Here is a 19,484-nt window from a genome sequence, read left to right as displayed (position 1 = left end):
ATTCTCACTTAAGCTGTTGCTTAGCATTATTAAAAGTAACAGCCATACCGTCATTAACACGATGTCTGCCATCTACAATTACGGTTTGATTATTATCAAGTACTAATTCAAAAGGTCGCCCCTCTTGAGCATTAGGTAGGGCAATAAACTTAGCAGTATTAACTTCAGTCCCTGCTTTTTTAGTAACCACAAAAATACCGTATTGACCATGGCGTTGAGTCAACAAGTGTGCAGGTAGGTAACTGCGCTTACTTTGCCAACTAACCATACCATTCATTCCGGCTAGAATCGCTTCATGTCCTTTCGAGCTTATGGTAAAGGTAACCACTTGCGAGCGGCTATTGCTGGCAACAAAATTAACAACATGCTTAATGTTTATCGGGTATTTGCTCTCATTGTTAATAAAGTAATAGGCGCCTGCTTGAGCAAGACTTTTCATTTGGTCAATTGGTATTTGCGCTGCTATTTCAAGGTTGTCTTGCTCGAGCACTTTAACTAAGGGGTCTCCTGTATTGACATAATCCCCTTCATTGACCATACGTTCAGTAACCATACCATCAAAAGGCGCTACAACTTGACAGCGTTGTACTGCAAGCTCTGCAGATTTTTTTTCTTGTATTACTTGGTTAACTTGCTCTTGAGTAACAGTAACTTTTATTTCACTTTCATCTAGCTCTGCTTCGCCAATATGACCATCTTTTTTCAGCTGTACTGAACGTTCAAAGTTACGTTTTGCCAATTGTAGCTGAGCTTGTGTTGTTGCAAGTTGTGATTTTTGTTTAGCCAGATAAATAGTTTTATCTTGGCAGTCTAAGTTAACTAATACTTGCCCTTGATTAACTGAGCTACCTAACTGCACATTAACACTAAGCACCTGCGCTGCAATTTGTGCTGGAACTTTTGCATGATTAATACTACTAACCAAGGCTGTCGCTTTTTTCTCAGGGTAAAATAATAAAGAGCTAGCCTGAGCGACTGTTACTTTTTGACTGTTGTCAGTTAGTTGGTCGCCCGATGACATTGCTAAAGCGGTTTGAGAAATTGCCCAAAATGCAATAATAAACGTAAGCGAAGACGAAGCTGATGCCGCCATAATTATTCCTTTTAATTAGCTGATAATATTCAATAAAAAATGCTCTTCAAGTCGCTTATTATCATGACAGTTATTTAACCAATCACCAAGCGAACAACATCATTTCTTACATTTTTTAAACAGATATTTATACGCACAAAAAAAGTCCAAAACCATTAACGCGCACCATTGCCACGCGGTATATTTTGGACTTTTTGCTGTTAGAGTAAACTAAAAAAAGCTTACACTGTTTCTGTTAACTAGTTACTTAATAACTTCGCGTTTAACGCATAACTGGGTAGTTAACGGCCACGTTTCCATGGTATCAAGACGTCTGATTAAACAGTTATCACCTCGTTTGATTAATTCAAACACTAACACAGGTGCTGGGTTTGAATCATAAACCGTGACACCGTTTGTTGCTGTTACTGGCTTAGGGCCAAGTAATAAGCGGCTCGACTCTTGAAAAACATCTTGGGCAATAGGTACTTTTTTACCGCCTAAAGCGTTACTGACAATATCAATGATTTCAGCACGAGCTTCACTGCTATCGGCAGGTAAAATAGCAGGCACTGGCTCAACCGCGTTTGAACTACACGCAGATAACCCTGCTACCAACACCGCACTAGAAAGTAAGCTTTTATTTTTCAGCATTTGCTTTAACTCCTACATTGCGGAATTTATCATAGTAGATATCATCAATAATAGCGTTTTGTAATGGTGTGCGAACCTTAATGCGTTGCTCCACAGAGTTTTCAATAGCTTGTTGTGACTTATTGTAAACACCAACACCATGCAAACTTCCCGTATGTAACGATACACTTTCAGCTATTTCTGGACAGGTATTATTTACTTGATAATAGAGCGCACTTGATAATAACAACTCTTGCTCATCACCTAGCGCATGTAAATAATCTTCTTTAATAGGACAACCTTGCACTTGGGCTAGCTTTCCTGCTTCAGGAAGAGTAGCAGGTATAAAACCATCAGCGTAGTCACCAAAACCTTTATGGTTTTCACCTCTAAACTGCACGGTAAAGTAGGTTGAGCCACAGTTGTCTTCACTAACGAAACCATAAGGCTTACCACAGGTAGTTTCACCAATTTGAATCACTTCAACATCAATACCTCTTAATGAATTCATAAAAGATTCACTTGCCGAACACGATGAACCGGTAGTTAATACGTAAACACGTGATAAATCTAAAGTTGGTAACGGTTGGTTAGCGCTAATAATACTATCACCGCCAATTAAACGTCTTAAATCAATGGTGGTATCATAAAAACCAATATTTCTATTATCAGCTGATAACTTATCGTTATAAATGAGCCTATCGTAAGTTTTTCCTTGAGTTGCCTCTTTACCCGCAACCATATAGGCAAGTTGTGAAGATAGTGCTAAGAAGCCGCCGCCGTTATAGCGTAAATCAACCACTAAGTCAGTGATATTATCCTCTTTAAACTGGGTAAAACTATCAAATAGATCTTTTTCAGCAGTGGCATTACCAAAGGTATTAAATAGGAAGTAACCGACTTTTCCTTGTGGGGTGTCAATGGTTTTCGCTATTTGTACAGGTACGCCACTGATAGCCGCAGTAGCTAAAGTCACTTCATATTCACTACCGTTTAAATCGGCAAATTTAAAGATATGCTCTTCACCTTCCACTTGACTTGATAGCCCAGCATTGATGGTGTCTAATTCAGCTTGCGATGTACCGTTAACAAAGTCAGCTCCGTCAATTTCAAGTAGGGTAGAACCACGAGAAACGCCTTGCAATGCCGCTTGTGTTTCTGGGGTAACATTTTTAACGACCCATTTCCTTGGGGTGATTTGAGTTTGCTGTCTATCATAGCTAATGCCGTAACCGTAAGTAACACCGAGTTGTGAGCGTTCTTCAACACCACTGGTAGGCTCCATCCAATGAAATTGATCTTTTAACGCGCCTGAGTCAGTCACTTCCATAGTTTTTAATTGGTCAAAGTACTCAACTAAACTGAAATTATTAGGATCTTGATCAATTACATCTTGGTACCAAAGATAAGTTTCATTGGTAAAACTACGTTGCCAAAATTTCTCTAATAACTCACTACCCGCTTTATCGGGGTAGGCTTCACCAGTAATTGGACTAGCACCAGAGCGCGGATTTTCACAACGTGCAGCAAAGGAGCTTGCTGAGTTAAAGTTGCCTTTAACCCAAGTGGTTTCTGTTACCGTGGTTTTAGTATTGGTTACCGCGTTACTTTCGCCGCCACCAGAGCCACCACAACCACTAAGTAAAGCTAACGATATAGCTAATGAAAGTACCAATGAATTTCTCTGGGATGATTGATTTAACAACATATTTTCTTTCCATTTTAAATAACGAATTAAATACAACTAACTGAGCTAACCTGAACTAACCTGAACTAATCAAACCGTTAGCTTATTAAGCATTGTATATTATTACTACATGCAAGTTGATTAACCTCATAGTAATTCATTAAAAATTCACTAACAATAATAAAAGTAGTGCCGATTAAAAGCCCGTTTATACGTTGTCATCATTTCATTACACTCTTAGTTCTTCTCGTCTTATAATCCGCCATAAGTTAATTTAGTTGGTTCGAGCAATACTGCTAACTCTGATCGAGATATATCAGTGTTTTCAGCAGCAACATCAATAATTGGTCGATTTTCTTTATAAGCTAACTTGGCTATTTCAGCTGCCTTTTCATAGCCGATTAAAGGGTTAAGCGCGGTCACAAGAATAGGGTTTTTAGCCAAAGCTGCATTGAGGTTTTCAGGACGCACGGTAAAGCTCGCTATCGCTTTTTCGGCAAGGAGCACGCTGATATTGGTTAATAGTTTAGTACTACTGAGTAAGTTATTCGCTATCATCGGTAGCATAACATTCAGCTCAAAGTTACCCGACTGACCACCAATAGTAATAGCACTATCATTACCAATAACCTGCGCTGCAACCATAGCCGCGGCCTCAGGAATAACCGGATTAACTTTACCTGGCATAATTGACGAGCCTGGTTGTAGTGCTTCTAACTCTATTTCACCTAACCCTGCTAATGGACCTGAATTCATCCAGCGCAAATCATTAGCAATTTTCATAATTGACACCGCAATATTTTTTAATTGCCCCGATAAAGCCACCGCAGTATCTTGCGTGCCAATAAGAGCAAAAAAGTTATCTGCAGCTCTAAAATGCAAGCCTGTATTTCGGCTTAGCTGACGTGCAAATTCATCGGCAAACTCAATATGAGCGTTAATGCCGGTACCAACTGCAGTGCCGCCTTGCGCCAACAACTGTAGTTTGGGTTGTAAGCTCTGTAACAAGCTAATATTTTGTTCTATTTGACTAGCCCAACTGAGTAAACTCTGACTAAAGCGTACTGGCATAGCATCCATTAAATGAGTTCGCCCCGTTTTCACATAACAATCAAGCTCTTGTGCTTTTACTTCAATGGTTTGCTTTAACAGCTCTAATGCGGGTAATAATTTTTTTTCAACACTAATAGCAGCACTAATATGAATACTGCTGGGAATGACATCATTACTGCTTTGACCAAAGTTAACATGATCATTCGCCCCTACGGGTTCGCCAATGAGTTCACTGGCTAAATGTGCAATCACCTCATTCGCATTCATATTTGAACTTGTCCCAGAGCCAGTTTGAAAAATATCAACCGGAAAATGTTCAAGTAAATCATCACTAACTAATAGCTTTTTCACCGAGGCAATAATAGCTTTCCCGATATGCTCAGGTAATAAGCCTAATGTAATATTTGCCGCTGCTGCCGATGACTTAACCAATAATAATGCTCGAATAAACTCTTCTGGCATACGCTGACCACTCACTGGGAAGTTATTTACAGCTCTTTGTGTTTGTGCGCCATACAAAGCGGATTTGGGCACTAATAGTTCACCCATGCTGTCTTTTTCAATACGTGTTGTCATAAATTTCTCTTATGTTATTTAATACTAATAATTTGATGATGTTCATAAAATTATGGGCTATAAAAAATAGTGACGGGTAATATTTAACTCTAACCATAAATGGCGTAACTGCTTTTTAGTATCGGTGCAATCACTCAAGCGCTGTAGTGCTAATAATGGCTGATATATGTTATCTAAGCATAATGCACGCCAATGACTTGGCAATAAGGTATCGTTGATCGCGTCAAGTAATAAGTAAAATTGTGCTTGATACAACTGGCGACAAGAATGATCTGCATTGACTACTAACGCTTGCTCTGCATTTAACCAAAACATTAAAACTTGCGGGTTGTTCGCATCACTAGCAAACCTAACTTTTTCACGAAGCGCATTGATTGCTGGTGTTTGAACGGCAAACTGGGTAAAAACGATACTACTTGTTAGCGCCTTGAATGATTTATCCCTCATATTTTCCATCATCCTCTTAAAAACAAAACCCTATTGATAATGATTATCATTACCATAGCTTAATAATATTCATAAGGCAATTGAATAATAAGCCGATTGTGACTAGCGCTTTGCAGTGAGCTTAATTAGAATAGTGATAATTTCGAATAATATCGTACTAAAGCGTCGATTAATTAAGCATAACGTAAGGATGTCATGAGTAAAGTAAGTAACCTGTTAAGCCCGATAATAGCGCAGCGTAAAGGCAAAACCCCTGATAAAAAGAATTGGAAAAATCTTTACGGTAGCAGTAGTAGCCTCGCGCTCTATCAAGCTGCTAAAACAGCCACTACACCTATTTTATTAATTACCCATGACACGCCTTCAGCGTTACGTTTTGAACAAGAGCTAAAATCGCTAATACGTAATGCTAATGATCGTAATAAAAAAGCGCTTGATACCAGTCAACCAACCGTATATTTATTTCCTGACTGGGAAACTTTGCCTTACGATAACTTTTCACCGCACCAAGATATTATTTCACAGCGTTTAGCAACCTTATACCAGTTATCACGTATGGAAAAAGGCATTATTATTGTGCCCGTGACCACTTTGGTACAAAAACTTGCTCCTAAAAATTATATTGAACAAAATAGTTTAATAGTGAAGCAAGGCGATAAAAAAGACCTACATCAATTACGACAAAACCTTGAAGCTAGTGGCTATCGCTGTGTTGACCAAGTTATGGAGCATGGTGAATTTTCAGCCCGTGGTGCTATTCTAGATTTATACCCTATGGGCAGCAATGCGCCATTTCGTTTAGACTTTTTTGACGACGAAATTGAAGAAATACGTTTATTTGACCCCGAAAGCCAGCGCTCTAAAGACAAAGTTGCGGCCATCAATTTATTACCTGCACACGAGTTTCCAATTGATGAAGCTGGTATTGCGCTATTTCGTAGTCAATACCGTGAACAGTTTAGCGGTAACATTCACAAAGAATCAATTTATCATCAAGTAAGCAATGGAATTTTACCGCCCGGTATTGAGTATTACCTGCCGCTATTTTTCAGCCAGAATACCGACAATGGCCCTAATAATGACTATGGCACCAGTACGTTATGTGACTATTTAACTGATAACACTTTAATTGTGGTCAGTGGCGATATAGAGCCGGCATTAACACAGTACTGGCTAGACATTGAATATCGCTATGAAAACAGGCGTTATGATCCAACGCGACCGTTACTTCCTCCGAAACATTTATTTTTAGATACGGACGATCTGTATAGCGCGCTAAAACCTTTTGATCGCATCACCATTGAAAACATTACTAAACAGGCTGCTCTTGATGTTGACGCTGAGCTGAGTAAAAGTAAAAGCAGCGATATTTGCTTTGACGTACTTCCTCTGCCCGACTTAACCGTTAACCATAAACTTAAACAGCCATTTGAACTCATTAACCAATTTATTAGTAGCAAGGAAACTCCCAGCAAAGTGCTTTTTATCGCGCAAAGCCAAGGCCGACGAGAAAGTGTTTTAGAGTTACTTGAGCGCGATAACATTAAACCTGCGCAGTTTAACTCTATTGATGACTTTGTTAACTCTAATGAAAACCTAGGCATCACGGTTAATCGCTTAAACCAAGGCTTTACCTTTCAAGCAAAAGGTAGCAGCGTAAAAAATGCCATTGCGCTGGTAACTGAGGCAGAGTTATTAGGCGATCATGTTTCACAAGCTAGACGCCGCAGTAAAGCACAAGACTTACAAGCAGACGCACTATTTAAAAATCTTGCCGAGCTTTCTATAGGACAACCTGTTGTTCATATTGAACACGGCATAGGCCGCTATTTAGGTTTACAAACCATAGAAAATGGCGGCATTACTACCGAGTTTTTAGTACTTAGTTATGCTAGTGAAGCCAAACTTTATGTGCCGGTAGCTTCCCTACACTTAATTGGTCGTTATTCGGGTAGCGATAGTGATAATGCTCCTTTACATAAACTTGGCACTGATACGTGGAGTAAGGCGAAACAAAAAGCCGCAGAAAAAGTACGCGATGTTGCCGCTGAATTGCTCGATATATATGCTAAACGTGCTAGTAACCATGGCTATACCTTTAAACGTGATAAACAAGACTACCAAGCATTTTGTGATAGCTTTGGTTTTGAAGAAACTTTCGATCAAAAGCAAGCGATTAACGCCGTGGTCAGTGATATGTTATCGCATAAAACCATGGACCGATTAGTGTGTGGCGATGTCGGTTTTGGTAAAACAGAAGTCGCAATGCGCGCAGCTTTTGTGGCAGTAAACGACAATAAGCAAGTCGCTATTTTGGTACCAACCACCCTACTTGCTCAGCAGCATTATGAAAACTTTAAAGACCGATTTGCCAACTGGCCAGTAAGTATTGAAGTACTTTCTCGCTTTAAAACGCCTAAAGAGCAAAAAGAAATTGTAACTCGCGTTGAGTCAGGACAAGTAGACGTTTTAATTGGCACTCATAAGCTATTACAAAATAGCATTAAATATAAAGACTTAGGATTATTAGTCGTTGATGAAGAACACCGTTTTGGTGTTAAACAAAAAGAAAAAATCAAACAATTGCGTAGTAATGTCGATATTTTAACGCTAACGGCGACCCCGATACCGCGAACCTTAAATATGGCCATGGGCGGCATGCGCGACTTATCTATTATTGCCACACCGCCAGCCAAACGTCTTGCGGTAAAAACCTTTGTTAGAGAGCATGATGAAGCACTTATTCGTGAAGCTATTTTGCGTGAGACTTTACGCGGCGGACAAGTTTATTTTTTACATAACAATGTCGATACCATTGAGAAAACTGCCGCGGCGATTCAAACCTTAGTACCTGAGGCACGAGTAGTTACGGCACATGGCCAAATGCGTGAACGTGAACTTGAGCGCATTATGAGTGATTTTTATCATCAACGCTTTAATGTCATCGTTTGTACCACTATTATTGAAACAGGCATTGATGTACCCAATGCTAATACCATTATTATGGAGCGTGCCGATCATTTAGGTTTGGCGCAATTACATCAACTTAGAGGTCGTGTTGGTCGCTCTCATCATCAGGCTTATGCTTATTTACTGACACCGCATGAAAAGCGCATGACCAAAGATGCGAAAAAGCGCTTAGAAGCTATTGCCTCCCTTGAAGATTTAGGCGCTGGCTTTACCTTGGCCACACACGATTTAGAAATTCGTGGTGCCGGTGAGCTACTGGGTGAAGACCAAAGTGGTTCCATGAGCCAAGTAGGCTTTAGCTTATACATGGAAATGCTTGACCAAGCAGTTGCAGCTTTAAAAGAAGGCAAACAGTTAACCTTAGACCAAGTAATGTCAGCACAAACCGAAATAGAGCTACGAGTACCGGCATTATTACCTGATGATTATATTTTTGATGTTAGTTTACGCTTAAGCTTATACAAGCGCATTGCTAGCTGTAAGAGCAAAAGAGAGTTAGACGACATTCAAGTTGAACTCATTGATCGCTTTGGTTTATTGCCGCAACCAACAAAGAATTTAATACATATTGCTAAACTGCGCTTAAAAGCTCAAAATATTGGTATTTCACGTATTGAAGCAAGTGCTAGTGGCGGCTCAATAGAATTTAGTGATAACACGCAAGTAGAGCCAATGAAAATTATCGCGTTAATCCAAAAACAGCCTGCGGTTTATAAAATGGCAGGGGCAAATAAATTAAAGTTCATTCGCGCGAATGAAGACGCTCAAGCTCGCTTTACATTAGTGACAAATATACTCAGTGAGCTATCAAGCTAATATGTGCAACGCAATAGACATAAGCTTTACTTTGACTAACCATAATAGGTGCTACTTTTAATGAAAACTAAATTATCGCTAAATTCAGCCCTTGCTTCATTGGCGCTTAGCGCTGGGCTAACCGCTATCGGTTTACCGGCCTATGCGCAAAGTGAAAAAGCGCCACGTTGGTTTGAAGTGGAAGTCATTTTATTTAAACAACTTGGTGATAAAAGCTTAATTAAAGAGCAATTTGTTAATACTGAGCTACCAAATTATGCACGTTCGTTTGATTTACTAACGCCTTATTTACAGCCAGATATATCCGCTTTAAAGCAACAGCTTCCTTATTGCCACTCAAATAATGTACCGCTTAGCCAATCATCAATATTTAACCAAAATGCAGCGCTGAGCACATTAAAGTTAAGTGAAAGTATTAACCAACAAATGCCGCTTACTCAAGCCATTACATTGCCCGAATTAATGCCAATTAAATCACTCAAAGATATTGAGCAGCAAGAAAGCTTATTACAAGGTGATGAAGCGCTCAGTGCTCTGGAAACAGACAACAATACTTTTATTACCAGTAATGACACCTTAAACAAGGTTCAAGTTAACGAAGCGGAAATTAACGATACCACAAATAATAGTGATGATAACTTAACAGTAGCCGAGTTAGCTAAAGTGGCTGACTTAGTTGCTCAAGCCGAACAACATATTGATAACTCTGTTTTTAAAAACTATACCTCGTATTTAGGGTTTACCAATAAACAGCTTTGTCAAATTCCTCAAAGTCACTTTCAAACAATATTACCCGTTGAACAGCTGCTAGCATTTAACTACAACGGCTTTCCTGTTGATAGCGTGCCTAGAGTAATTGATGGCATACACCCGCACGATAGCGATACTCCTTATTTAATCAACAAAGAAGCATTACGTTTAGGCGATATAACTCAACGCTTAAGGTGGAGTAAAAATTTCAGACCATTACTGCATTTAGGCTGGCGACAAATAGCAGTTACGCGCAATAGCTCTATCCCGATGACGTTTTATGCCGGTGAAAACTTAACTCAGCCGTACCAGAAAAAATATAGCGAAATGCGTTACCAACAAGCACGAGATGAACTTAACAGTGTTAACTTAAGTACTGCTGTTAATCCCCAGCCAAACGCTGAAGGTGAACCAAGCCAGTTTAATGAACAAACGTTCGCACAAGCTAAAGTGAACCAAGCACTTAACGCTATTATGGCGGAACTAGATACCGTAGATAACATGGCTATTTCAAGCTTAATCACTAAAACTAGTCATAATAACAAACAGCTAAACATTGAAGATCAAAATAACTTAGTAACACCTCCGCTTCAGCCTTGGTTTTTGGATGGTTTTTTCAAAGTACATTTGGATCATTACTTATATATTACGGCTGATTTTAATATTCTCGGTCAGAGCAACACCCTATCGGCATATAACAAACAAGATACTTCTCTTAGCAAAGCGTATGTCACTAACTTTAGTCAAGATAGACGGGTGATCACTGGAGAAGTACACTATTTTGACCACCCATATATTGGTATGGTTGTACAAATAAGACGCTTTGATCCAACTAAACCCGAAGCAGAAGCGGTTACTCAAGCTGTGCGCTAATAAAACTAAAACAGCCTCACTAAAAAATAACTACTAATATAGGTAATATTGTGGATAAAGAAATTGCAATTCAAGCCGCCGTTTTTCGCCGCTTACTCGCACACTTAGATAGCAGAAAAGATGTACAAAATATTGAGCTAATGAACTTAGCAGGTTTTTGTCGTAACTGCTTTAGTAAGTGGACCGTCGCAGAAGCTGAAAAACTAGGCGTAAATATAGATATAGAAACTGCTCGTGAGCAAGTTTATGGAATGCCTTATAGTCAATGGAAAGAAAAACACCAACTGCCTGCTTCTGAAGAGCAAATGGCTAAGTTCAACGCCTTAAATCCACCAAAAAATAAATAACCTGAATAAGAGAGGCTTGTTAGCCACGCTCAAGTTAACTAAATAAAGCAACTTCTTCAGCGGTTAAATAGCGCCACTCCCCTGGCGCTAAATCACCTAAGGTTAGTGAGCTAATTTGTTCGCGATGTAAACCAACGACACGATTACCAACAGCTGCAAACATTCGCTTTACTTGGTGGTACTTACCTTCGGTAATAGTGAGTAAAACTTCTTGTGCTGTTTCATTCTCATTAATTAATTGCAAAATAGCGGGCTTTGTTAAGTTAGCTTCACCTTGTAGCTGAATGCCTTGGGTAAAGTGCGCGACCAATTCGGGGTACTTTTCCTCACTGATTGGGTTTCTTAGCCATACTCGATAGGTTTTCGGGCAATCTTTCTTTGGAGAAATCACATTATGTGACCAGCGTCCATCATCAGTGAGTAATACTAAACCTGTAGTATCAGCATCAAGACGTCCGGCAATATGTAAATCAAACGCTTTATCTACTTCAACATAATGTAGTACAGACGGGTAAATCTCATCGACATTTGAACAAATAGTATCCGCGACTTTATGGAGCATAATATAACGCGAACTACGTGCGGTTAGTATATTGCCATCAATGGTAATAGTATTATTCTCATGAACCTGCATTGCTGCATTTTTTGCAATCTCGCCATTTACTCGCACCTCACCACTTTTCAGTAGTTTTTTTGCTTCTGTTCTTGTTAACTCAGTGCTTTTACAAATAAATTTATCAAGACGCATAGGTTTACATTGCCCTCTAGTAAGAATAAACCGACATTATCCGTAATAACGCCAAACAAGCAACAATAAGGCAAAAATAAACCACAAAATAATATTCAGGGAAACTGTTAATTATCGATTATGTAGGCTAACTTATTAATGTGCCTGCATTTAACCTTATACATAAAGGACTAACTATGCGTTTATTTAAGCTATCACGCTTAAAGAGAATACAAAAACACACCATAAGATTCACTGTCGTTAGTATTTTTATCTTAGCCACCATAGTTACAGCAACCATTGCCATTAGTTTGCAATATCATTTTAGTAAAAATATGGCGACCGAGTCAGCGAGCCAGCTCTTTTCATTAACCAGTCAAAATACTACTCAGCACTTACATGCAGTAGACCAAAGAGCGGAAGATGTTACTCGAATGTTTGCTCAATTTACTGATTTAGTAAATGGCAACGCTGCGAGTAGTTCAACTCTTTCAATGTTCATCGAAATGTTAAAAAATAACAATACTTTCTATGCGGTGTACCTTGGTTTTGGCAATGGTGACTTTTATGAGTTGGTTAATTTAAACGCTAGCCCTATTATTCGCTCACAATTTAATGCGCTACCAGAAGATCGTTGGGTGCTCGTTACTGTTTCAGATGTTAATCACCAAAGAAAAAGGCGACTTAACTATCTACATAGCGACTTAAGCTCTAGAGCCATCACTGAGGAGCCAAGCGATTATGATGTAAGATCTCGTTTATGGTATCAAGATGCAAAAACGGGAAAAGTATCAAAAACAGAGCCATATTTATTTCAAAATTTGCAAGCTCCAGGGCAAACTTACTCAGCAAAGATCCCTAATACAGAAACAGTCTTTGCCATAGATATTGCTCTGTCGTCGTTTGAAGAGTACTTAACTGAGCAAGGACTCAATAACACAGGGGTTAGCGATAAAGAAATTTATTTATTTCAAAAAACGGGCGAGATAATCGCTAGTAATCAAAAAAAACAAACACAAAATGCTTTAAAAAATTCACCTAAGATAACACTCACTCCTGAAGAAAAAATACTGATTAACAATACCCCCTCCTTAAAAGTTTCTAACGAATTTGACTGGGCACCTGTCGATTTTTCTATAGCGGGAACCCCTTACGGTTATAGTATTGACGCCTTAACCTTAATAAACCAAATGACAGGTTTAAACTTTGAGTATGTTAATGGCTTTACTTGGCCTGAATTAGTCTACGGCTTTGAAAGTGGTAGTATTGATATATTACAACCTGTTTTTAATAACCCTATTAACCAAAAAAAAGGACTACTCTCCTCAAGTTTTCTTGAGCTTCCTTTTGCTATTATTACATCAGAAAACAACGCTGTAATTAACAATATAGCGCAGTTAAATGGCAAAAAATTAGCCATACCTGATGGCTGGTCAATTATCAGCACGATAGAGCAGTATTTCCCTAATATTGAAATTGTTCTATACCCTTCAACTAAAGCAGTGTTAAATGCGGTATCACGTAATGAGGTGTTCGCAGGCTTAGATAACGAAGCCGTTTTCCGTTATATTCAAAAGCAATTCTTTATTAATAATATTCAATATCATCAGAATATTAACTTTTTACCTGCCACGGTAACTCCCTCATTGCATTTTGTTTTAAAACACTCTGAAACAGCATTAATGGCCATTATCAACCGCGCCATCGCAGCAATAACACCCGAACAAAAATTAGCACTCGCTCAAAAGTGGCTCAGTCTCGATGCCATTAACTCAACAAGCTCGGAACTAGCGGTTGTGCCTTATGCTGAGTTATTACAATTAGCCAAAGAGCCTGAAACTTTTGGCAAACTATTACCTATTACAATTAAAGAGGTTGATAGCTTTATTTATTTAATGCCGGTTAATCAGGCTGAAACTGAATTTTTAGCAATTATAGTACCTAGTACCACTATTTTTGCCTCAAGCATTGATAAAGTAAAAGTATCGATCATTATTACTACCCTGTGTTTATTGTTGATTTTGCCTATTAGCTGGTTTTTTTCTAGTCCAATCGTTCACCCGATTAAAATACTCGCCATTGAAAATGATAAGATTAAAAATCGCCAATATGATCAGGTTAATCGTGTGGTTAGTCATATTAAGGAGATTGATGCATTAGCACTTTCATTAGTAGATATGGCAAGCGCAATTAAAGAACACGAAAAAAAGCAAGAAGAGCTGATGGACTCATTTATTCAACTTATTGCTAATACTATTGATGAAAAGTCTCCTTATACTGGCGGACACTGTAATAGAGTACCTGAGCTGGGGTTTATGCTTGCTGACGCAGCAGCTGCTGATACAGGCTCAGTATTCAATAGCTTTAATTTTGAAACACCAGCACAATATCGCGAGTTTAAAATTGCCGCTTGGTTACACGATTGCGGGAAAATAATAACGCCTGAGCATATTGTTGATAAAGGCTCAAAGCTTGAGTGTATATACAATCGTATTCATGAAGTTAGAATGCGCTTTGAGGTGTTATGGCGAGATGCAGAAATACGCTATTATCAAGCATTAATCGAGTCCCCTGACAATAAAGAGCAGCTCAATGCTAAGTTGCTTGAGCAACAAAACACACTACAAAACGACTTTACCTTTATTGCCACATCAAATGTTGGTGGGGAGTTTATGAGCGATGATAAAGTTGAGCGGCTCAAGCAATTATCAACTATCACTTGGCAGCGAAACTTTGATGATCGCATAGGGCTATCTCCCGTTGAGGAAGAGCATTTAGCAACAATTTCTCCAAGAGCTAAAAGTACACTTCCCGTGAGAGAAAAGCTACTTAACGATAAAGCTGAACATATAACGACTAGAACTCTTACCCCAACGTACGATAAGCACTTAGGCATTAAAATGGCGGTACCTGAAAATCAATATAATTTAGGAGAGTTATATAACTTATCGATTTCACGAGGTACTTTAACTGCAGAAGATCGTTATAAAATTAATGAACATATTATTGGGACTATTAAAATGTTAGAACAGCTACCTTTCCCGCCAGAGCTAGCTAATGTCCCTCGTTATGCATCAACCCATCATGAAACTCTCATTGGTACTGGTTATCCAAGAAAACTGACTGCTGAGGATTTATCGATTCCTGAGCGTGTTTTAGTTATTGCTGATATTTTTGAGGCACTCACCGCAGCCGATAGACCTTATAAAAAAGCCAAATCATTAAGTGTTTCAATTGATATACTGCATAAATTTGCGTTAGATCAACACATAGATCATGACTTATTTGAGCTGTTTTTAACATCTGGTGTTTATAGAGAATACGCTAATAAATTCATGGAGCCAGAACAAATCGATGAGGTGAATATAGACAAGTATTTACGATAAATAATTGTCTATATTACAGATTTCGCTGCGTGTGCTTTTGATTGGAGTAACTAACCTAAACTCGAGTTTAGTCTGCTATTAATGATCTTTTGGCGAGTTAACTAAGTTTTGTGATGATACCTCGAGCTCTCTTACTTTAATATTAACGCCAAAACGCTCTAACTCTTGGTAAAAATTAAAAACATTACAGTTTGGTAATTGCTTACAAATAATACCGTATTTAAGAATAGCTGGTTTGTATGACTGTAATGAAGCGGTTTTAAGCCAATAAAGCGCTTGTGTTAAGTCTTGCTTAACAAAATCACCATTAATATACATGGTTGCTAAGTTAACTTGCCCTTGTGGATAGCCCAAATTAGCGGATTGTTGAAAAGCATCGAAAGCATTCTCACCACTGAGTTCATCATATCTTTGCTGTAGAAACCCTTCACCTCGGCTATTTTCTTTTTTGCCAAGTATAAATAAACTGCTAGTGGACTTATATTTTATGGGGCTAACAAAGTTACCGTAGAGTTTATTTCGCACAGGCCTTTTTGCTAAATAAAGGGCCTCACTTTCATGCATAGCCAGTATTTCTTGATGAGGTATATCGTAACGCTTAGTTTCAAAATATTCTGCATAACGCAGTTGACCATAATGAATACTATTAACGGCGGCGTGTTGTCTTTGGTAATAAAAAACACCGTACAAGAGAGTTACAATATTACCAGTAATATCAACCACTTTCGCAATACGATATTTTTCTGTTGGTCTAAGTCGACTACTGACTTCATCACCTAGTTTTCTAAAATCGATAAAGTAGATATCATTTATTTTTGGTGATGCTATCACTGCGAGGGTTTGTTTTTTTTCATCTTGATAAGCAGAGTATTTCACGTAAGCAAAATAACTAATACCAATAATAATAAATAACAGTAACAGTTGAGATGTTAATGAGTGCTTAGATAAATACCCCTCACAAACACTCTCATTAGCCGCTATATTATTTTGTTGACGGGCAAGGTGATAAATATTTTCATTACCAGGCCCTTCTGTATTGGGGCTAGTGCCGCTATGCTGGGGAATGTTGCGCTCACTCCTAAAATAAGACCGTAATTTCTTTATAAGCATTGAGATCTATCCTTGATATCAACTATTTGTATTACTACCCTATAATTTATTTAAGAAATTAACAATGGCTTTATTTATATAATCAGTATGTTAATTAAAAATTACTACACTGTTTATTGAATTGTGTATTGTACTTTTTATTGCGTTCTTGATTACATTCTTTATTGTACTGTTTATAGCACTAAGTATTGAATTTTACTGGGTGCTGTTCCATCGTGATTAAGAAAACATTGGTATGGCTTAGCGCTATAGCGCTTTTCATTTTCTAACGGCTCTGCATTGTTATTTTTACGGTTAGCAACAGGAGAATAAGACAGGCTTTTCGTCGAATTTTCATGGTTAACTGCTCTGGTATTATTTGTTTCAACCTCAGCGACAGTATTAGCGCGGCTTTCCTGCTCATGATAATACTGCTGTGCTTCGCCTTCATCATAAATATATAAAGTCATAACCTGTCGAGCACCACTTTTATCCGTCAGCCATTGCGTTTCACTTTTAGTCACTCGAGCCGACTTTGGGTGGATGTTACCTATTTTTGCTAAAACTACATCTAAACATAGTTGCTCGATACGCGCAGAAGAATTCTGATGCTCTGGAGTACCTGAAGAAACATCAACATCAATCGTTTCATATTGGTCATCACAAGGGGTTTGACTAAATGTGGTTACACCATCAACTGTACACTTAAATACTGATTGTGCCTCGGTGCTAAACGCTATAACGGCTAATAGCGCCATAAAGATACTGCGTACACAAAACAAATTAACGCCCATAATTATCCAGAGTCCTTTTTATAATTTAGCCAAAATTTATTGGGTAAAGCTTAGTTACTTAAAACTTAGCTCCTTAAAACTAGTTACTCATTAACGCCTGGTTAATTTTCTCAATATCGGTATGTTGTGTATACCCGGTGAGTGCTGACATAACTTGTGCATTGGTCATTAGCTCTTGCATAGCAACCTGCCCTACTAATTCAAACGACTTTTGTAAGGCTAGTGGATCAGCCGCATTAGCTAACTTTAATTGCTCTGGACAATTAACGGTTAATAAACGAGTGATTAAGCCCCCTATTTTTTCATCACTATCAGCTAAGTCTTTCGTACTAACATTTGAATAGGTCTTGATTTCTGGATGAGCCGCCATCGCAAAGAAAATCCACTGTGCTAATTGCTTACGCTCTTTGCCATTTAAACTATCGATCATGCAAGTACCTAAGTTATTAACTGAGTTTTGCGCATTAGCCGATGCCAAAGGCACAAAACATAAACTAGCAATGAGCATAATAACGGTGGTGGTTCTTTTCATTTTTCTTCCTTAACCTTAAAAGAGGGATTAGTTATAGAGTTATATTGTACAAGTATCACTTAATGATGCTTCTGACGTTAATGAGCATGATAAGTTCATTAACGACCATACTTTAGCCAAAGTTTTAAATAAACTGCATTACAAGTTTTATTGTCGTCCATTTTCCCATCGCGATCACAATCAGTACCCGTTAATGATTTCATTACATTGTTGCCGTATTCAGCTTTATCTTGCGCTGCTGCCGGTACAATAACGGTTACTTTAGGCGAGTGCTCAATAAAGTCAGCAACATCTTGGTAAGACATAAAAACACTTTTGCTCATAAGGTGACTAATATCGCGAGTTTTTGACTTTATCTTTTTATTTACTTCAACATCTTGCTCGTTATTGATAGATTTCACATCAAACGAAGCCAACATAAAGCTAAGTAACAACAGTACCTTACAAGAAAAATAAAGATTATAAAAGACCTGCATAAACTAAATTCCTTAAAGAAAAAATCAGGCCAAAGCCTGATTTTTAAATAAATAGGTTAAATAACGAGCTACTCTGCTTCGGCTAAATACCAATAGCCTTGGTTTAGCAATAATGCGACTAACTCAACAAAAGCCGCGTTATATGCCATGTCACCTAAATCATCAGGAAAAATCATGCTTTGATTACACAAGAGTTTGACACCTGGAGCAATATCTTGGCAAAACTCAAGTTCAGTGCCATTAATATAGCAAGTGCCTTGCTCAACGGTATCTTCAAAATAAAAAGCACGTAAACCGCCAAGACGTTTAATAGCATGGCTTGTTAATAAGTTACTTACCTCAGTTAAGTCAAACGGCTCATCAGGTAGCATAATATCTAATTCGTGTTTAGCTGCCGTTAAAAAGTTACCTAAGAAGCCTTTCAGTACATCTTTATTATCGAGCAAACCTTGCAGCTGTCCCTTAAGGCTTTCAAAATCGTTATTAGATATTTCACCGCTATGCTCTACCACTTGGCGATCTGGGTCGGTTAATAACGCTTTACCTAAATCATTATCAATTAAGTGGTCAGCAAAGGCGCTCATCAAGCTAACGCCAGAATTAGCCCTAAAACCTATTGAGAAGCTCATTGAGGTGTCTAGTGAAACACCTTCATGAGGAAAACCTGGCGGAATATAAACGATATCACCCGCTTCTAACACGTCATCAATAATGGCGTCGAAAGGCTCTACATGAAGTAATGATTCATGTGCTGCAAACTCAACATGCTCACCACGATCGCCAACACGCCAGCGACGCTTGCCTGAGCCTTGACAAATAAATACATCGTAATTATCCATATGAGGACCAACACTACCACCAGGAGTGGCAAAACTTGCCATTAAATCATCTAAGCGCCAATGCGGTAAAAAGCGAAAAGCCTCAATCATTTCAGCCGCTTCTTCTGAGAAATTATCTAATGCTTGCACAACCAAAGACCAATTTTCACTGCCTAGGTGTTCATAGCTTTCAAAAGGGCCAAAAGCCGCTTGCCATTTATCGCCCTCTTTATGTACTAAGCGAGACTCAACCTCTGCTTCCATGGCTAAACCTGCAACTTCATCAGCGCAAATAGGATCTTGAAAGTTCTTAAAGCCTTGGCGAATAATTACTGGTTTTTTTTGCCAGTATTTGTCTAAAAACTCTTGTTGAGTCATGTCATTTAAATTTACTGTGTACATAATTTTCTCTTATCAATATTGCCAGGTAAATGTCGT

Annotated in this window: 15 protein-coding genes; 4 read left to right on the top strand and 11 right to left on the bottom strand. The window is 38.4% G+C overall.

Annotation, left to right across the window (positions count from 1 at the left end; translation table 11 throughout):
• Positions 1-4: 4 nt before the first annotated feature.
• The 5 genes from ABD005_RS14480 to ABD005_RS14460 all read right to left on the bottom strand — a co-directional run bounded on the left by ABD005_RS14480 (position 5) and on the right by ABD005_RS14460 (position 5,477).
• On the bottom strand, positions 5-1,093 hold the full coding sequence (locus ABD005_RS14480) for an efflux RND transporter periplasmic adaptor subunit (RefSeq protein ID WP_343818316.1): 1,089 nt from the start codon (positions 1,091-1,093) through the stop codon (positions 5-7).
• Between the two features lie 243 nt (positions 1,094-1,336).
• Positions 1,337-1,726, bottom strand: a complete 390-nt coding sequence (locus ABD005_RS14475; protein ID WP_343818315.1) for a hypothetical protein — start codon at positions 1,724-1,726, stop codon at positions 1,337-1,339.
• Positions 1,713-3,413 (bottom strand): S41 family peptidase, encoded by a 1,701-nt coding sequence (locus ABD005_RS14470; protein WP_343818313.1) that lies wholly within the window; start codon positions 3,411-3,413, stop codon positions 1,713-1,715. The genes ABD005_RS14475 and ABD005_RS14470 overlap by 14 nt, the downstream gene beginning before the upstream one ends.
• A gap of 231 nt (positions 3,414-3,644) precedes the next feature.
• Positions 3,645-5,021, bottom strand: a complete 1,377-nt coding sequence (locus ABD005_RS14465) for a class II fumarate hydratase (RefSeq protein WP_343818311.1) — start codon at positions 5,019-5,021, stop codon at positions 3,645-3,647.
• Between the two features lie 57 nt (positions 5,022-5,078).
• Positions 5,079-5,477, bottom strand: a complete 399-nt coding sequence (locus tag ABD005_RS14460; protein ID WP_343818309.1) for a hypothetical protein — start codon at positions 5,475-5,477, stop codon at positions 5,079-5,081.
• A gap of 186 nt (positions 5,478-5,663) precedes the next feature.
• On the opposite strand from ABD005_RS14460, the gene mfd reads away from it, so the two are divergent.
• Genes mfd through ABD005_RS14445 form a run of 3 tightly spaced genes read left to right on the top strand, consistent with a single transcriptional unit; the run spans position 5,664 to position 11,224 of the window.
• Positions 5,664-9,254 carry a transcription-repair coupling factor gene (mfd, locus tag ABD005_RS14455; protein ID WP_343818308.1) on the top strand — a complete coding sequence of 1,197 codons (3,591 nt, stop codon included), beginning with the start codon at positions 5,664-5,666 and terminating at the stop codon, positions 9,252-9,254.
• 60 nt (positions 9,255-9,314) lie between these two features.
• Positions 9,315-10,877 carry a CsiV family protein gene (locus tag ABD005_RS14450; RefSeq protein WP_343818306.1) on the top strand — a complete coding sequence of 521 codons (1,563 nt, stop codon included), beginning with the start codon at positions 9,315-9,317 and terminating at the stop codon, positions 10,875-10,877.
• A gap of 50 nt (positions 10,878-10,927) precedes the next feature.
• Positions 10,928-11,224: a DUF1244 domain-containing protein gene (locus ABD005_RS14445; protein ID WP_343818304.1), complete on the top strand. Its 297-nt coding sequence runs from the start codon at positions 10,928-10,930 to the stop codon at positions 11,222-11,224.
• A 34-nt stretch (positions 11,225-11,258) separates the two neighbouring features.
• Here the strand turns inward: ABD005_RS14445 and ABD005_RS14440 are convergent, their stop codons facing one another.
• Positions 11,259-11,972: a pseudouridine synthase gene (locus ABD005_RS14440; protein ID WP_343818302.1), complete on the bottom strand. Its 714-nt coding sequence runs from the start codon at positions 11,970-11,972 to the stop codon at positions 11,259-11,261.
• A gap of 176 nt (positions 11,973-12,148) precedes the next feature.
• On the opposite strand from ABD005_RS14440, the gene ABD005_RS14435 reads away from it, so the two are divergent.
• A complete protein-coding gene (locus tag ABD005_RS14435; protein WP_343818300.1) occupies positions 12,149-15,337 on the top strand; it encodes an HD domain-containing phosphohydrolase in 3,189 nt (1,062 codons plus the stop codon).
• A gap of 78 nt (positions 15,338-15,415) precedes the next feature.
• On the opposite strand, the gene ABD005_RS14430 is transcribed toward ABD005_RS14435, so the two are convergent.
• The 5 genes from ABD005_RS14430 to ABD005_RS14410 all read right to left on the bottom strand — a co-directional run bounded on the left by ABD005_RS14430 (position 15,416) and on the right by ABD005_RS14410 (position 19,448).
• Positions 15,416-16,447, bottom strand: a complete 1,032-nt coding sequence (locus ABD005_RS14430; RefSeq protein ID WP_343818299.1) for a tetratricopeptide repeat protein — start codon at positions 16,445-16,447, stop codon at positions 15,416-15,418.
• A gap of 173 nt (positions 16,448-16,620) precedes the next feature.
• Complete coding sequence (locus ABD005_RS14425; RefSeq protein WP_343818297.1) at positions 16,621-17,220, bottom strand: DUF4124 domain-containing protein; 600 nt, start codon at positions 17,218-17,220, stop codon at positions 16,621-16,623.
• Between the two features lie 79 nt (positions 17,221-17,299).
• Positions 17,300-17,752: a hypothetical protein gene (locus ABD005_RS14420; RefSeq protein ID WP_343818295.1), complete on the bottom strand. Its 453-nt coding sequence runs from the start codon at positions 17,750-17,752 to the stop codon at positions 17,300-17,302.
• 98 nt (positions 17,753-17,850) lie between these two features.
• Positions 17,851-18,228: a hypothetical protein gene (locus ABD005_RS14415; RefSeq protein WP_343818293.1), complete on the bottom strand. Its 378-nt coding sequence runs from the start codon at positions 18,226-18,228 to the stop codon at positions 17,851-17,853.
• A 68-nt stretch (positions 18,229-18,296) separates the two neighbouring features.
• Entirely contained in the window at positions 18,297-19,448 is a 1,152-nt protein-coding gene (locus ABD005_RS14410; RefSeq protein WP_343818291.1) for a JmjC domain-containing protein, read from the bottom strand.
• Positions 19,449-19,484: the final 36 nt, after the last annotated feature.

Source organism: Colwellia asteriadis (assembly GCF_039523295.1).
GTDB classification, from domain to species: domain Bacteria; phylum Pseudomonadota; class Gammaproteobacteria; order Enterobacterales; family Alteromonadaceae; genus Colwellia; species Colwellia asteriadis.
The sequence above is the reverse complement of the archived record's forward strand: the minus strand, read 5'-3'. Positions and strand labels throughout refer to the sequence as shown.

Bases quoted from the DNA above. Each gene is read 5' to 3' on its own strand.
- ABD005_RS14480 (WP_343818316.1), bottom strand. From the start codon at position 1,093: ATGGCGGCATCAGCTTCGTCTTCGCTTACGTTTATTATTGCATTTTGG.
- ABD005_RS14475 (WP_343818315.1), bottom strand. From the start codon at position 1,726: ATGCTGAAAAATAAAAGCTTACTTTCTAGTGCGGTGTTGGTAGCAGGG.
- ABD005_RS14470 (WP_343818313.1), bottom strand. From the start codon at position 3,413: ATGTTGTTAAATCAATCATCCCAGAGAAATTCATTGGTACTTTCATTA.
- ABD005_RS14465 (WP_343818311.1), bottom strand. From the start codon at position 5,021: ATGACAACACGTATTGAAAAAGACAGCATGGGTGAACTATTAGTGCCC.
- ABD005_RS14460 (WP_343818309.1), bottom strand. From the start codon at position 5,477: ATGGAAAATATGAGGGATAAATCATTCAAGGCGCTAACAAGTAGTATC.
- mfd (WP_343818308.1), top strand. From the start codon at position 5,664: ATGAGTAAAGTAAGTAACCTGTTAAGCCCGATAATAGCGCAGCGTAAA.
- ABD005_RS14450 (WP_343818306.1), top strand. From the start codon at position 9,315: ATGAAAACTAAATTATCGCTAAATTCAGCCCTTGCTTCATTGGCGCTT.
- ABD005_RS14440 (WP_343818302.1), bottom strand. From the start codon at position 11,972: ATGCGTCTTGATAAATTTATTTGTAAAAGCACTGAGTTAACAAGAACA.
- ABD005_RS14435 (WP_343818300.1), top strand. From the start codon at position 12,149: ATGCGTTTATTTAAGCTATCACGCTTAAAGAGAATACAAAAACACACC.
- ABD005_RS14430 (WP_343818299.1), bottom strand. From the start codon at position 16,447: ATGCTTATAAAGAAATTACGGTCTTATTTTAGGAGTGAGCGCAACATT.
- ABD005_RS14425 (WP_343818297.1), bottom strand. From the start codon at position 17,220: ATGGGCGTTAATTTGTTTTGTGTACGCAGTATCTTTATGGCGCTATTA.
- ABD005_RS14420 (WP_343818295.1), bottom strand. From the start codon at position 17,752: ATGAAAAGAACCACCACCGTTATTATGCTCATTGCTAGTTTATGTTTT.
- ABD005_RS14415 (WP_343818293.1), bottom strand. From the start codon at position 18,228: ATGCAGGTCTTTTATAATCTTTATTTTTCTTGTAAGGTACTGTTGTTA.
- ABD005_RS14410 (WP_343818291.1), bottom strand. From the start codon at position 19,448: ATGTACACAGTAAATTTAAATGACATGACTCAACAAGAGTTTTTAGAC.